Origin of the sequence: Actinoplanes aureus, from assembly GCF_015704865.1 — a bacterium.
Classification (GTDB): Bacteria; Actinomycetota; Actinomycetes; order Mycobacteriales; family Micromonosporaceae; genus Actinoplanes; species Actinoplanes aureus.
Genome location: NZ_JADQTO010000014.1, coordinates 17,042 through 30,821 on the forward strand (window position 1 = coordinate 17,042; position 13,780 = coordinate 30,821).

The 13,780-nt window shown below is 70.5% G+C and carries 16 protein-coding genes; 6 read left to right on the forward strand and 10 right to left on the reverse strand.

Annotated features, from left to right (window positions below):
* Positions 1-38 precede the first annotated feature (38 nt).
* The 3 genes from I4J89_RS27190 (at position 39) to I4J89_RS27200 (ending at position 2,005) form a co-directional block, all read left to right on the forward strand.
* Positions 39-1,103, forward strand: coding sequence for a glycosyltransferase family 2 protein (locus I4J89_RS27190; protein WP_196416931.1), 1,065 nt, complete (start codon positions 39-41; stop codon positions 1,101-1,103).
* Between the two features lie 201 nt (positions 1,104-1,304).
* Positions 1,305-1,649 carry a fluoride efflux transporter FluC gene (locus tag I4J89_RS27195; RefSeq protein ID WP_196416932.1) on the forward strand — a complete coding sequence of 115 codons (345 nt, stop codon included), beginning with the start codon at positions 1,305-1,307 and terminating at the stop codon, positions 1,647-1,649.
* Positions 1,646-2,005, forward strand: a complete 360-nt coding sequence (locus I4J89_RS27200) for a fluoride efflux transporter FluC (protein ID WP_196416933.1) — start codon at positions 1,646-1,648, stop codon at positions 2,003-2,005. The genes I4J89_RS27195 and I4J89_RS27200 overlap by 4 nt, the downstream gene beginning before the upstream one ends.
* On the opposite strand, the gene I4J89_RS27205 is transcribed toward I4J89_RS27200, so the two are convergent.
* The 5 genes from I4J89_RS27205 to I4J89_RS27225 all read right to left on the reverse strand — a co-directional run bounded on the left by I4J89_RS27205 (position 1,998) and on the right by I4J89_RS27225 (position 7,842).
* Positions 1,998-4,196: an MMPL family transporter gene (locus I4J89_RS27205; RefSeq protein WP_196416934.1), complete on the reverse strand. Its 2,199-nt coding sequence runs from the start codon at positions 4,194-4,196 to the stop codon at positions 1,998-2,000. The two genes, I4J89_RS27200 and I4J89_RS27205, sit on opposite strands and share 8 nt — an antisense overlap.
* Before the next feature lie 71 nt (positions 4,197-4,267).
* Entirely contained in the window at positions 4,268-4,912 is a 645-nt protein-coding gene (locus I4J89_RS27210; protein WP_196416935.1) for a response regulator, read from the reverse strand.
* Between the two features lie 12 nt (positions 4,913-4,924).
* A complete protein-coding gene (locus tag I4J89_RS27215) occupies positions 4,925-6,229 on the reverse strand; it encodes a sensor histidine kinase (RefSeq protein WP_196416936.1) in 1,305 nt (434 codons plus the stop codon).
* 77 nt (positions 6,230-6,306) lie between these two features.
* The gene (locus tag I4J89_RS27220; protein ID WP_196416937.1) at positions 6,307-7,317 is read right to left on the reverse strand and encodes an NADPH:quinone reductase; all 1,011 of its coding nucleotides are present in this window, start codon (positions 7,315-7,317) and stop codon (positions 6,307-6,309) included.
* Positions 7,318-7,326: 9 nt separating this feature from the next.
* Entirely contained in the window at positions 7,327-7,842 is a 516-nt protein-coding gene (locus I4J89_RS27225; RefSeq protein ID WP_196416938.1) for a GNAT family N-acetyltransferase, read from the reverse strand.
* 115 nt (positions 7,843-7,957) lie between these two features.
* On the opposite strand from I4J89_RS27225, the gene I4J89_RS27230 reads away from it, so the two are divergent.
* The gene (locus tag I4J89_RS27230) at positions 7,958-8,449 is read left to right on the forward strand and encodes a response regulator transcription factor (protein ID WP_196416939.1); all 492 of its coding nucleotides are present in this window, start codon (positions 7,958-7,960) and stop codon (positions 8,447-8,449) included.
* A gap of 4 nt (positions 8,450-8,453) precedes the next feature.
* Here I4J89_RS27230 and I4J89_RS27235 read toward each other — a convergent pair whose 3' ends face one another.
* The 4 genes from I4J89_RS27235 to I4J89_RS27250 all read right to left on the reverse strand — a co-directional run bounded on the left by I4J89_RS27235 (position 8,454) and on the right by I4J89_RS27250 (position 11,942).
* Positions 8,454-9,494 (reverse strand): S66 family peptidase, encoded by a 1,041-nt coding sequence (locus tag I4J89_RS27235; RefSeq protein ID WP_196416940.1) that lies wholly within the window; start codon positions 9,492-9,494, stop codon positions 8,454-8,456.
* Positions 9,491-10,213: a zf-HC2 domain-containing protein gene (locus I4J89_RS27240; protein ID WP_196416941.1), complete on the reverse strand. Its 723-nt coding sequence runs from the start codon at positions 10,211-10,213 to the stop codon at positions 9,491-9,493. The genes I4J89_RS27235 and I4J89_RS27240 overlap by 4 nt, the downstream gene beginning before the upstream one ends.
* Positions 10,210-10,731 carry a sigma-70 family RNA polymerase sigma factor gene (locus I4J89_RS27245; protein WP_196416942.1) on the reverse strand — a complete coding sequence of 174 codons (522 nt, stop codon included), beginning with the start codon at positions 10,729-10,731 and terminating at the stop codon, positions 10,210-10,212. Before I4J89_RS27245 ends, I4J89_RS27240 begins: the two co-directional genes overlap by 4 nt.
* A 143-nt stretch (positions 10,732-10,874) precedes the next feature.
* The gene (locus I4J89_RS27250) at positions 10,875-11,942 is read right to left on the reverse strand and encodes a neprosin family prolyl endopeptidase (RefSeq protein ID WP_309238500.1); all 1,068 of its coding nucleotides are present in this window, start codon (positions 11,940-11,942) and stop codon (positions 10,875-10,877) included.
* Between the two features lie 371 nt (positions 11,943-12,313).
* Here I4J89_RS27250 and I4J89_RS27255 point away from each other — a divergent pair, with 371 nt between their 5' ends.
* Together I4J89_RS27255 and I4J89_RS27260 are read left to right on the forward strand one after the other, a co-directional pair.
* Positions 12,314-12,787, forward strand: a complete 474-nt coding sequence (locus tag I4J89_RS27255) for a cysteine dioxygenase (protein ID WP_196416943.1) — start codon at positions 12,314-12,316, stop codon at positions 12,785-12,787.
* On the forward strand, positions 12,784-13,191 hold the full coding sequence (locus tag I4J89_RS27260; protein WP_196416944.1) for a rhodanese-like domain-containing protein: 408 nt from the start codon (positions 12,784-12,786) through the stop codon (positions 13,189-13,191). The genes I4J89_RS27255 and I4J89_RS27260 overlap by 4 nt, the downstream gene beginning before the upstream one ends.
* On the opposite strand, the gene I4J89_RS27265 is transcribed toward I4J89_RS27260, so the two are convergent.
* Complete coding sequence (locus I4J89_RS27265; protein WP_196416945.1) at positions 13,188-13,751, reverse strand: hypothetical protein; 564 nt, start codon at positions 13,749-13,751, stop codon at positions 13,188-13,190. The two genes, I4J89_RS27260 and I4J89_RS27265, sit on opposite strands and share 4 nt — an antisense overlap.
* Positions 13,752-13,780: the final 29 nt, after the last annotated feature.

Consider the following 13,780-nt stretch of genomic DNA (forward strand, 5'->3'; position numbering starts at 1 on the left):
TTCCCCTCGGCTTCACCAAGACAGCCGACCGTGGGCCCATGGATCTTCTGCTGACCGTCGTGGTGCCGGTCTACGCGGTCGAGCGCTACCTCCACCAGTGTCTGGACTCGATCCGGGCCGGACTGACCGAGGAGGAGAACGACCAGGTCGAGGTGATCGCCGTCGATGACGCGTCGCCCGACTCGTGCGGCGCTCTGCTGGACGACTACGCGGCACGGCACGGTGGTCCGCGTGTGCTCCACCTCGCCGCGAACGTGGGGCTGGGTCAGGCCCGGAACGCCGGCCTGGCCGAGACCCGGGGACGCTACGTCTGGTTCGTCGACAGTGACGACTGGCTGCCCGAGGGGTCGGTTCGTGCGGTACTCGAGCGGCTGCGCGCCACCGAGCCCGACGTGCTCGTCGTCGACCACCTGCGGGTCTACCAGGACGGCAGCAGCAGGCCGGACGACAGCTCGCCCCTGCTGCGCGGAGCGCCGACGCTGGACCGGCTGCTCGGCGTACAGCACACCGCCTGGAACCGGATCATGCGCCGGGAGTTCCTGGCCGGCCACGATCTGCGGTTCCCGCCCGGCTGGTACGAGGACGTCGCGTTCAGCAACCCGGTCCTGATCGCCGCCGACCGCATCGACGCGCTGAACCGGGTCTGCTACCACTATCGGATCGGACGCACCGGCGCGATCACCGCGACCCCGAGCGCACGGCACTTCGAGGTCTTCGAGCAGTACGAACGTCTGCACGAGTCGCTGGACCGGCTTGGTGCGGGGCCTGTCGTGCGTACCCGGATCTTCTCTTTGATGATCAGCCACCTGCTGGTCGTGGCCGGCAACGAGGGCCGGGTCCACCCGAGCCGGCGGCGTGCGTTCTTCCGCAGAATCGCCGAGTTGTACCGGCAGCATCGGCCGGACGGCTACCTGCCGCCGAGCGGCCTTCCCGGCATGCGGCATCGCCTGGTCGCGCTCAACAGCTACACCGCGTACGCCGCCCTGCGAGCCGGCTACCGGCTCGCCGGGGCGGCGCGGCGGCGCTCACCGGAACCGGTCCCGGCGGCCTCCGCGCAGTCGGCCGCGACGCCGCAACCGGTGAGTGCGGCACATCCCGGCTGAGGCTGATTCCGCCCGATCGATCACGAATCTCCGATCGGTGGTGAGATTCGACCGACCACCCCGGGCGCCCTTTCAAGATCTTCCCCTACAGTGGACGGTCAGAACGCTCCGGCGGCCTGGTCGTGAGCGCCCGGAACCGGTCGGGGGGACGCCGCCACGTCTCTCCGGCCGCCGGACCTCGGTGGGCTAACGTCCCAGGTGATGAATCTCGACGTGGACCGGCGCGCCCTGGTGGCCGTCGCGGCCGGTGGCGTACTCGGCGCGGTCGCCCGCTACGGCATCTCCGTGGCCTGGCCGGGTACCCCCTGGGCCACCTGGGTGGTCAACATCTCCGGTTGCTTCCTGATCGGCGTGCTCTACACCGCCGTCGACCGCAGACTGCCACGCCTGTTCCTCGGCACCGGTGTGCTGGGCGGCTACACCACCTTCTCCACGGCCACCGTCCAGGTCGCCGAGGCCGGCCTGGGCTATCTGGCCGCAACCCTGATCGGCACGCTGCTGGCGGCCTGGGCCGGCAGCGCTCTGGCCTCGGCTGTCCGCCGGTGACCGTCCTGCTGGTCGCCCTGGGCGCGGCCGTCGGAGCTCCGCTGCGCTACCTGACCGACCGGTACTTCCAGGCACGCTACGGTCCCGGCTTCCCCTGGGGCACGCTCGTGGTGAACGTGACCGGCTCGCTGCTGCTCGGGCTCCTGCTCGGCCTGCCCCTCGACCCGGGCCTGGTCGCGCTGCTCGGCACCGGGTTCTGCGGAACGCTTACCACGTACTCGACGTTCAGCTGGGAGACACTCACCCTGGCCCGGCGTGGTGAGATCGGCGCCGCCCTGGGCTATCCCCTGCTCAGCATCACCGCGGGAATGGGCGCCGCCCTGCTGGGCGGCGCCCTCGCTCCACTGGTCAGCTGACCCGGGTGAGCTCCCGCTCGACCGGCGGCGGGGTGACCGCCGCGGGCGGCTCGTGAGCGATCTCCGGCAGCCAGCGCAAGCCGCGCGGCAGCCACCAGTTCGCCTTACCGAGCAGCGCCATCACGGCCGGCAGCAGGACCGCGCGGATGATCGTGGCGTCCAGCAGGACCGCGGCGGCCAGGCCCACGCCCAGCTCCTTGGTGGCGGTCAGCGGCAGCGTGGCGAAGAGCGCGAAGACCGCGACCATGACCAACGCCGCGCTGGTGATCACGCCGGCCGTGCTGCCGATGCCCTCCCGGACCGCCTCGCGGATCGGCAGGCCCCGGTCGTGCCCCTCGCGTATCCGGCTGACCACGAAGACGTGGTAGTCCATCGACAGGCCGAACAGGATGACGAACAGGAACAGCGGCATCCAGTTGGTGATCCCCCCGCCGGAGACGAAGTTGAGCTGCTCCTCGAAGTGGCCGTACTGGAAGACGAAGACCAGCATGCCGTACGCGGCCGCGACCGAGAACAGGTTCAGCACCACACCGGTGATCGCGATGACCACCGAGCGGAACGACACCAGCAGCAGGATGAAGGCCAGGCCCAGCACGAAGGTGAAGACCCAGGGCAGGCTCTGCTCCAGCCGCTCGTTGTAGTCGACGCTGCTCGCGGTCGCGCCGGTGACGTTCGCGGTCGTCCCGGAAAGTCGCCCGAACGTGTCCGGCACGACCTCGCCGCGCAGCATCTCGAGAGCGGCGATCGCGGTGCTGTCGGTCTCCTTGCCGCTCAGACCCACCGAGACCACCGCGACGTCACCGCGCGGGTTGACCTCCACGTCGATCGGCTCGACGAGCTTGCCGTCACTGGCCGCGACAGCGGACCGGAAACCGGCCAGCGCCTGGTCGAACTCCTCGCCCTTGACGTCGTCACCGTGCACCACGACCCGGGCCGGCGTGGTCTTGCTCGGGAAGGCCTCGCCGATCGCCACCATGGCCAGCACCACCGGTGCGTCCGCCGAGACGTCCTGGATGCCCTGCCCCTTGGTCTTCAGGTCCATGGCCGGAGCGGCGAGCGCACCGAGGGCGGCGACCGCGATCACCGCGGAGACCAGCGGCTTGGCGAGCACGACGCGCAGCAGCGCGTTCCACACCCGGCCCTCGCTGTTCCGGCGGTAGAGACCGGGGATCTTGATCGCGTCGACCCGGTCACCGAGCGCCGAGAGCAGAGCGGGCAACACCGTCAGCGAGCCGAGAACCGCGGTGGCGACGACCAGGATCGTGCCGGTGGCGAAGCTGACGAACGTGACGTCCCGGGTGAAGAACATGCCGGCCATGGCCACGATGACGGTGAGACCGGAGATCCAGATCGACCGGCCCGAGGTCTGCGCCGCGATCATCAGGGCCCGGTGCGGATCGGCGCCCTTGCGCCGCTCGTCGCGTTCGCGCCGGATGTAGAAGAGGCAGTAGTCCACCCCGACCGCCAGGCCGATCAGCAGCATGACGTGGGTGGTCTCGTCCACCGCGGGCGCCAGCCGGCTGGCCGCGGCCATCAAACCGATCGCGGCGACCACCGACATGACCGCCAGCGCCACCGGCAGCAGGGCAGCCACCACGGCGCCGAAGGCGATCAGGAGGATGCCGAGGGTCACCGGGATGGAGAGCAGCGACAGCCGGGTCAGCCCCTCCTCCAGCTCGTCGCCGATGAGCTTGTCCCCGCTCGCGTCACCGGCCTCGGCGATGAACAGGTCCGGGTGGGCGGTCTGCACCTTGGCCACCGCGTCCAGCGCGGGACCGACCCGCTCGCTCGCCGTCTCCGGGTCGCCGCTGATGCTGAAGGTGATCAGCGTGGACCGGCCGTCCGGCGACTCGATCGGCGCCTGAACGTCCGTGACGCCGCTCGTCGCCTTGAGCGCCCGCGTGGCCTCCCCCGCAGCGGTCACCCGGTCACTACCGGCCCGGTTCTGGATCAGCACCATCTCGCCGGCCGGCTGCTCCGGGAAGCCGGCCTCCTCGACGATCCGGTCCGCCTTGCCCGAGTCGCCGTGCCCGGCCAGCGCGTAGTTCGCGTCCTTGGTGGCGACCTGCATGCTGAGCAGCACCGTGGCCGCGACGAAGGCGATCCAGCCGATGATCGCGAGCGCCCGGTGGCGGGCGCTCCAGATCGCGACACGAGCCGCGATCCCCTTGACGTTCCCCCTGTTGTCCATGGTGAGAACGCTATGAAGTCCGAAGTGGCGGAACGATCCAGCAAGCACCCGAGTCCGGGGTAGTGCTAGCCCTACGTCTGCAGGTAGGCCAGCACTGCCAGCACCCGGCGGTGCTGCTCCTCGTCCTGGTGCAGGCCCAGCTTGGTGAAGATGTTGCGGACGTGCTTCTCCACCGCGCCCTCGGTCACCACCATCTTGCGGGCGACCGCGGTGTTCGACATGCCCTCGGCCATCAGGCCCAGCACCTCGCGCTCGCGCGGCGTCAGGCTGCGCAGCGGGTCGTCGCGGCGGCGGCGCACGAGCAACTGGCCGACCACCTCGGGGTCGAGCACGGTGCCACCCTCGGCGACCCGCTGCAGGCCGTCCAGGAAATCGGCGACCAGCGACACCCGGTCCTTGAGCAGATAGCCGACCGCCCCACGGCGGTCGGCCAGCAGATCGTCGGCGTACGAGACCTCGACGTATTGGGAGAGCACCAGGATCGGAGTGCCCGGAACCGCGCTGCGCGCCTCGACGGCGGCGCGGAGTCCCTCATCGGTGTGGGACGGCGGCATCCGGACGTCCACGATGGAGACGTCCGGACGGTGTTCCTTGATCGCCTCGACCAGGGACGGCCCGTCGCCGACGGCCGCCACCACAGTGTGGCCGTTCTCCTCGACGAGCCGTACCAGGCCTTCTCGCAACAGCACCGCATCGTCGGCAATAACCACACGCATGCGGCCATGCTGTCAGATCGGCAGTGCCGCCGTGAGCCGCGTCCCCTCGCCCTCGGCGCTTTCCACGGCGAGCACGCCGCCGGCCGCGCGTACCCGGTCGTCGAGGCCGGCCAGGCCGTGCCCCTTGGCCAGGCTCGCACCGCCCACCCCGTCGTCGGCGACGGTGACCAGCAGGCCGGTGGCGATCCGCTGCACGGTCACCTGCACCTCGGTCGCGTGGCTGTGCTTGGCGACGTTGGTCAGCGCCTCGGCCACCACGAAGTACGCGGTCGACTCGACGGCCGGGTCGAGCCGCTCGATCGGCGGGGCGTCGAGGTCCACCGGCACCGTGCACCGGCCGGCGAGGGCGGTCAGCGCCGCCTGGAGGCCGCGGTCGACCAGGATCGGCGGGGCGATGCCGCGGGAGAGCGCCCGCAGCTCGTCCAGGGTCTCCCGGGTCTGGGAGAGCGCCTCGGCGACGGTGGCCCGGGCGGCGTCCGGGTCGGTGGCGAACTGCTGCTCGGCGCGTCCCAGGTCCATGGCGAGCCGGACCAGCCGCTGCTGCGGGCCGTCGTGGATGTCCCGCTCCAGCCGGCGCAGCGCGACCGCCTCGGCGGAGACCGCGGCCGCCTTCTGCTGCTGCGCGACGTCCCGTTCGGCGTGTGCCTGGATGACCTGCTGGCGCAGCTCGAAGACGCCACTGAGCAGGCCACGGGCGAAGAGCGCTTCGAACATCGCGGAGGCGCGGACGACCGGGTAGAGCGTGGCCGCGAAGATCACGCCGATGGCCAGGTTCAGGAAGATCCGGTTACCGGCGCTGTCCTGGAAGCCGAGGAGTTCGACGAGCTCGTAGTTGCCTTCCGGGTGCGGCAGCGCCCAGTCGTACAGCGGGTACAGCAGGCCGGCCAGCGTGACCGACCACCAGGTGATGACGAAGCAGAACGCCAGGGTGCTCGGGATGAAGCGGAACATCCCGTGCAGCAGGTCGAGCCAGTACTGCACGTCGGCGAGCGGGACGAAGGTGCGCTGCACCCAGCCGCCGTTACGGGCGGTGCGGTAGACCGGGTGCGGCACCTTCCGGCGCAGCACCGGACCGACCCGGGCCCGTTCCACGGTGGCGAATCCGCGGGACATCCCGAGCGTGGCGACCATGATCGGCAGGCCGATCCAGATGATCGCGGTGCCGATGCCGAGCGCGAAGCCGGTCATGCACAGCACGATCGTGATCAGGCCGATCGGGAACCCGAGCAGCACGTACTGGGTATCGATGCCCAGCTGGCGCAGGTAGCGCCCGGCCGGACTCGTGTGGTCCGCCGTACCGGCGTAGGTCGTCGTCATGCCACTTACGCTAGGCAAACGGGTCCTCCCCTCCGATCCCGCGAGCCGCCCGATCGACAGTAGGGTTAACCCGACCGTCAGCTCAACTCGATGACCACCTTGCCGACCGCGTGGTTCTCGACCGCCTCGTGCGCCTCGGCGATCCGGTCCAGCGGGAAGCGGATGATCGGCAGGCCGGCGTCCGCGCCGACCCGGAATGCTTTCGCGTTCACCGCCTCGGCGACCGCGGCGACCGCGTCCGCCTTCTCCTGCGGCGTCGTGGTGTAGGTCAGCACGAAATCGAGGCTGGCGTTCTTCAGCATCGCCTTGAAGCTGGGCACGCTGAACCGGCCGGCCACGTAGATCGCGATGTTGCCACCCGGCGCGACGACGTCCAGGTCCAGGTCCAGGTTGTCGGTGCTGACCTCGACGATGACGTGCGGACCGGTTCCGCTCAGCTCGCGGACCCGCGCGGCCACGTCCTCGTCCCGGTAATTGATCACCGCGTCGGCGCCGGCGGCGGCCGCCAGCTCGGCCTTCTCCTTCGAGCTGACCGTGGTCAGCACCGTCGCGCCGGCCCACTTCGCCAGCTGGATCGCCGCGTTTCCGACCGCACCCGCGCCACCGGCGACCAGCACCGTCCGGCCGGCCAGAGCGCCCGGGCCGAGCCGGGCCGGACCGTCGGCGGCCACGGTCAGGCAGCGGTGCGCGGTGAGCGCCGGAATACCCAGCGCGGCGCCGACTTCGAACGGGATGTCGTCGTTCATCCGGACCACTTGGTGGCGGGGCAGCACCACGTATTCCTGAGCGGTCCCGTCGGCCCGGCCGTAACCCGCGTCCCACACCCAGACCCGGTCCCCCGGCTCCAGGTCCCGTACGCCCTCCCCGAGCGCGTCGACCACGCCGGTGCCGTCCTGGTTCGGGATCCGGGGCGGGGAGACCCCGTCCGGCACGCCCCGGCCGGCTCGCGTACCGGTGTCGGTCGGGTTGACGGCGGAGAGCACGATGCGGACGCGTACCTCCCCGGCGCCGGCCAGCGGCAGGTCCCGATCGACGATCCGGAGAACGGACGGAGCTGGGCCTGACTCGTGGAAGACGGCAGCGCGCATGCCCCAACCCTATGAGCCGTCCGGAAGATCGCAGCGCATGGCCAGACGGGGCCAGCGGTCCAGGCCGTGCGCGGCCTCCTCGGCCCGGATCCGGCGGAGCCCGGGGGTCAGCTCGTCGCCGGCCAGCCGGCGGAATCCCAGCCGCTCGTAGTAGGGCGCGTTCCAGGCCACGTCGGCGAACGTGGTGAGCGTCAGCGCGGCTGAGCCGTGCTCCCGCGCCCACCCGGCCACGTGCTCGATCAGGCTCTTGCCGAGACCGCGGCCGGCACACGCCGGATCGACGGAGACCTGCTCGACGTGCACCACGTCGTCCACCCACTTCGCGATCAGGTACGCCACCGGCCGATCCGCCCGATCCACGGCCACCCAGGCCCGCCCGTCCCGCTGGTAATCCAGCAGCTCAGCCGCGGGCAACGGCTCGTCGCGGGCGATCTGGGTCATGCCGATCTCAGCGAACATCCGCCCGGCCGCCACCTCGATCTCGCGCATCCGGTCGATCTCGCCGGCATGGGCCACCCTGATCATCCGTCCATCGAACAGCTCGCCGGCCCTGGCAGCCAGCGAAATACCCGCGTTGCGCTCAGCGGAGCAGCCTGGTTGCCGAATTGGAGTGCACAAGCGCAGTGTCCTGGAGGTTCCCGTGCCTACCGTGCTGATCGCCGATGACGAGATCGACCATCGGGAATTGTTGAAGCTGGCCCTGCACCGCCTCGGTTTCGATGTCGTGACCGCCTGCGACTCGCGCACCGCGGTACAGGCCCTGTCCCACGGTGGCATCGACGCCGCCCTGATCGACGTACGGATGCCCGGTGACTCCGGGATCGACCTGTGCCGCCGCATCCGCAATGACCCGGACACCGCGGATCTCCCGATCATGGTGGTCAGCGCCGACGTGCACCAGCATCAGATCATGACGGCACTGCACGCCGGAGCCGACGACTTCCTGGCCAAGCCGTTCACCCGGGCCGAGCTGACCAGTCGCCTGGAGGCGCTGCTGCGGCCGCGTAACAACGCCGCCGTCCGGTCGGCGGCCGCGGCGCGGGCCGCACTGCTGGCCGCCCGGCAGGCCGTGCCTCCCGTGGCCTCGATCCAGCGCGAGGAGAAGCAGGTCTCCTACCGGCACACGGCCTGACCTTTCAGAAGTGGGCGACGATCCGGCGAGCCGGGCCGTCGATCGTGATCCCTCCGCCGTACGGCAGCACCCACTGCGGGCTGGTATGCCCGAAATCCACGCCGAACACCACCATCGCCCCCGGGTTGTACGCCTCCAGCGCCCGAAGCACCGCCGCCCGCTGATCCTCGCGGTACCGCTGCCTCTCCCCCGGCGGCCGCGGCGCCTCGATGTAGGTGGCCTTCGCCGTCGCCACCAGCACCGCCGGGAACTGCCGCAGCAACCCCCGCTCGCCGGCGTCACGCAGCATCCGGAAGACCGCCTCGGCCGTCGGCATCTCCTCGGACGTCTCCAGCAGCAGCACGCAACCGGCGTAGTCCTCCACCGGCCGGATCCATCGCCCCACTGCCAGGTTGCAGTGCAGGAGCTCCAGGTTTCCGCCCCAGGCCGGCCCGGTGACCACCCGGTCCGGCTGGTGCCACACCCAGCCGGGGCTCGGGATCGTCGGCGCCGACTCGGTGAGCGAACGCGGATCCGCCCAGTCCACCTCCTCCTCGCTGAACTCGCCGACCGGCCGGATCGCCAGGTCGCCGGTCTCGAAGAGGGCGGCACGCAGGGACTCGAGGTGCTCCGGCCAGATCCCCCTGCCCTGCGCCAGGTGCACCTGGGTCGATCCACCGTGATAGGCCGCGACCCCGTGGTGCCAGAGCCAGTTCAGCAGGTTGGTGTTGTCCGAGTAGCCGAAGAACGGCTTCGGATCGGCTCGGAACGGCGCCGGGTCCAGGTGCGGCAGGACCGTGATCTGGTCGTCTCCGCCGATCGTCGCGAAGACCGCGCGGATCGCCGGGTCCGCGTACGCCGCCATCAGATCGGCGGCCCGGTCGGCCGGCGGCGCGTCGAGCCGCCGGGTGGTCGGGAACTCGACCGGCTCCAGCCCCAGCTCCGAGCGGATCCGCCGCATCGCCTGCTCGTGCAGCGCCGGGAAGAGTGCCGGCGCGGCGAAGGCGGGCGAGACCACCGCGACGCGGTCACCGGAGCGCAGTTTGGCGGCCACACGGAATCTCATGTCACGGACGCGGTGCCGAGCACTTTTCCGTCCCGGTCGGTGATCAGTACGGCGTCCACATCACCGATCTTGAAGGAGCTCGCACCGTTCACCTTGGCGCTGCCGTTGCCGGTGTCGCCCCAGACCGCGGACTGTTCCGTACCGCCGCCCTTGCTGCGCATCAGGCAGAGGAACGGCCCGTTGCCGGACATCCGGCTCACATCCAGCGCGATGGCCACGCCCCACTCCTTCGGGGTGAGGACCGCCGAACCGGTCAGCCCGCTGCCGGGCGCCGACTCGAACTGTGTGGTCACCAGTTCCACGCTCGGCAGGGCCTCCGGCGTCGTACCCTGCGGAACCCGGCCGTTGGTGAAGATGCCGTAGCCGATCGCGGCGGCCGCGATCATCACCACCGCGGCGGCGGCCAGCCACCGCACCCGGTTCACCCGGGTCTCCTTGGTCTTCTCCGCCCGCATCCGGCTCAGCAGACCCTCGATGTTCTGCTGGGTGGGCCGCGCGGTCGGCGAGACCGCGAGCGGTGCGCCGCCACCCAGGTGCCGCGCGTCTGGCAGACGTTGCAGCATTTCCGGTACGGGTGCCAGCCGGTCCAGCTCGGCGCGGCAGTCCGCGCAGTCGTGCAGGTGCTCGTCGAGCCGATCGGTGTCCGCCTCGTCGAGCCCGCCCAGGAGATAGCCGCCCAGCAACCGGTGCAGGGCGTCGTGTTCCTCGAGGTCGCTCATCGCAGCATCCCCATCTCCTCGAAGACGGTGCGCAGCGCGCGTACCGCGTAGTAGGCGCGCGATTTCACCGTGCCCTCCGGCACCGACAGTTTCCGCGCCGCGTCGGCCACGCTCTGCCCCTCGTAATACATCGCCTGGATGACGGCCCGGTGTTCCGGGGAGAGACGCTCCAGCGCCTCGGCCACCAGCCACCCTTCCACCATCTGATCCACATTGTCCGCCGACGGCACTGAGTTGACCGCGTTCTCATCGGCGACCAGCCGGGGACGGCGCTGTTCCGCGCGCCAGGCGTTGGTCACCACGTTACGGGCGATGGTCAGCAAGTACGACCTGGTCCGGCCCGGTTCCGGGTCCAGATGGTCGATGTGTTTCCAAGCCCGTAAGAGTGTCTCCTGTACGAGGTCCTCAGCCTTGTGCCGATCCGATACGTATCGCGACACGAAGTTGATCAGGACTGAGTAGTGCTCGGTATAGAGCGCGGTCATCAGCTGCTCGTCGGGGCTCACCCGTCGCTTCATCGGCGCCAGCTCCCATCGGGTTCCGCCCGGCCACCCGGATGTACATCGTGGCACGCGGATCGGTTCAGGGACCGTCCCGGAAAAGGAGAAAACATCGATGCCCGGTCCCCATCCGGGGGCCGGGCATCGAGTTGATCTCCTGGTCAGCAGGCTCCGGCGCCGCCGTAGCGGAACGTACGGGAACTCAGCTTCGAGACGCTGTAGAGGTCGCTGGTGCTGCGGACCTTGAGGTCTACGGTGGGACCGTTGAGGTACGCGACGCTGCCGACCTTGGCCGAGGTGGTGTCGTCGCCGCCCTTGCCGTTGCCCATCTCCGTGCACGGCTTCTCGGTCGCCGCGGCCACCTCGCCGAAGACCTGCACCAGGCCGCTCCTGGTGAAGGTGCCGCCCCACAGGTCACCGGGGAAGTAACCGACCCACTCGGTGTCGTACGCGATCCACCAGTCGCCGTTGAAGTTCTGGATGCCGAAGCGCTTCTGGCTGTCCTGGACCAGCGTGTCCCCGGGCTGGATGTTCTTGCTGTACTGCACGAAGCCGCAGCCGTTGTAGCAGCTCGTCTGCCGGTCGACCCAGTGGTAGACGAACAGGTGCGGGTCGTCGTCGCCGTTCACCACCCGGTCGACGTTCCAGCCGACCTCGACGATCTGCTTGCCGTCGGCGGACTGCACGGCCAGCTCGGCGAGCGTGTGGTAGTCACTGCGGGCCAGCTTCGGCTTGCTGATGGTGAGGTTCGCGTACGCCGCGTCGGCCTCGGCCTTCTGCGATCCCACGTTGTAGAGGAAGTGCACCGTCGGCCGGGCCGGCGCCACGCCGTCGGTCGGCTCCGGCGCCGGCTCCGGCGGGACGACGTTGGTCTTCTCCGACTGCAGGAAGGTGGTCCGCGACGTCCGCCCCTTGGGTGCCCGGTCCCGTCCCTCGTCGTCGGAGTGCGCCGCGCTGAGGCCGGCCACCTTGAGCGACTTGCTGGTGGCGTTGTGCCGGCCGGTGCGGACGCTGCGCGGCCGCTCGCCCCACGGCAGGTTGGTCGGCGGTTTGGCCGCCGGCGGGGAGGGGGGAGCCGCCACGTCCGTCTCGTCGGCCGGCACCGCCACGGGTGCCGGTGCGTCCGGGATCTGCTCCGCGCCCGCGTTGAGAGTCGACACGACTCCGATGGCGCCGATCACAGCGGCGCTCAGGCCGGCGGCAAGCAGTCCGCGGCGTGACTTCTGCACGGGTCCGTCCTCGTAGCTCGGGGCATCGGAGGTGGTAGGCGGGGCGCCCTCCGGCAACCGGTTCTCGGCGGCGCCGCTCACGATATAGCTTTCTCGATTGACCAGGCACCGGCTGACCAGCAATTCCTCCGTTACGGCGGACCTGGGTAGGCCGAACTGGTGACTGACGGGCCACTTTGGTGTACGCAGCGTATTGATACCGTCGCGTATCGAAGTTTTTCGCACCACAGACGGAAAGAGGCATAGCTCGTGAAGCCTCTTTCGGGTACGGCCGCCGCCCGATATCGAATTCGCGAAACCGGAACCATCCGACGCGATCGTGTGGTAAAACCTATCAAGCCCATAGGTTATGTATGTCAGTTGGAGTCGTCATGCCCCTCGCCGAGGTCCGCCTCGATCACCTCGCCATCGCCCGGCAGTTCGGCGACGCAGCCGACCGGTGGCCGGTGGCGCCCCGCTTCGATCCCGTCGAGCGGTGGTACCACCGTCTGGCCAGCGCCGAGGACCACGAGGTCTGGCTGCTCACCTGGCTACCCGGGCAGACGACCGAGATCCACGACCACGGCGGTTCGGCAGGCGCGTTCCACGTGTACGGCGGCACACTGACCGAGGACACCGTGACCACCGGTGGCTCCGGTGCTCCCCGGATCGTCTCCCGCGAGCTGGGTGAGGGCGCCGGGCGGCGGTTTGGCAGCCACCACATCCACCGGATCGTCAACCGCTCGGACCGGCCGGCGATCAGCATCCACGTCTACGGGCCGGCCCTGACCACCATGACCAAGTACCGGATCGGCCCGGCGGGTCTGGAAGTGCTCACCGTCGAGCGAGCCGGTGCGCAGTGGTGACCGCGGCACCTGCCGGCTCCCGGGGCATCGCCGAGATCCTGGCCGACGCGCGTACCCGGCTGCGACGCCTGGGCCCGGCCGAGACGGACGCCGCGATGCGCGACGGCGCGATCCTGGTGGACATCCGCCCGGCCGCCCAGCGTGCCGAGTTCGGTGAGATCCCCGGTGCGGTGGTGATCGAGCGCAACGTCCTGGAGTGGCGCCTGGACCCGCGGTCCGACGCCCGGCTTCCGTTCGCGAACGACTACGGGCTGGCCGTGATCGTCACCTGCCAGGAGGGCTACACCAGCAGCCTGGCCGCCTCCGCGCTGCAGGACCTGGGACTGCACCGGGCCACCGACCTGGCCGGTGGCTTCGCCGCCTGGCGGGACGCCGGCCTGCCCACCACCGGCGGCGGCCGCTAGAGCGGGTAGACGATGCCGGAGCGGCCGCTGTAAAGGTGCCGGGTGCCGTCGCGCTCGTGGCCGGTGTCCGGCGCGTCCAGCCAGACGATGTAGGCCGCGCCCGACTCCAGGCCGGTGATCGTGGTGGTCATGCTGCAACCGGTGCCGGCCGCGACGGTCTTCCAGACCGGCTCCGGCTGGGCACCGGAGACCAGGGCCTGCGGTACGGCGGTCACCCGGTAGCCGGAGTCGTACTGGGTCGGCCATTCGACCTTGAGCGAGCCGGCGCCCGGAGTCACCTCGACCGGGATCATCACCTTCTCGGTGCGTGGCCAGATCCTGGTGCAGTTCGGATCCGGGCTGGGCGCCGCGGCCGTGACGTCCGGCGACGGAGCGGCCGACCGGCCCCGCGACGGGACCGGGCTGGGCGTCGCCTCACCCACCTCGACCAGCATCCAGGGCTCACCGGCGCCCTCGACTCCCGGCGAGGAGCCCGGCGTGTCACCGACACCGAGAGCGGCGCAGCCGCCGAGCCCCAGCGAGAGTACGGCCAGAGCGATCGCGGTCCTGGTATGGCGCATGCTTCCTGGATCGACCGGCGCTCCGCCGG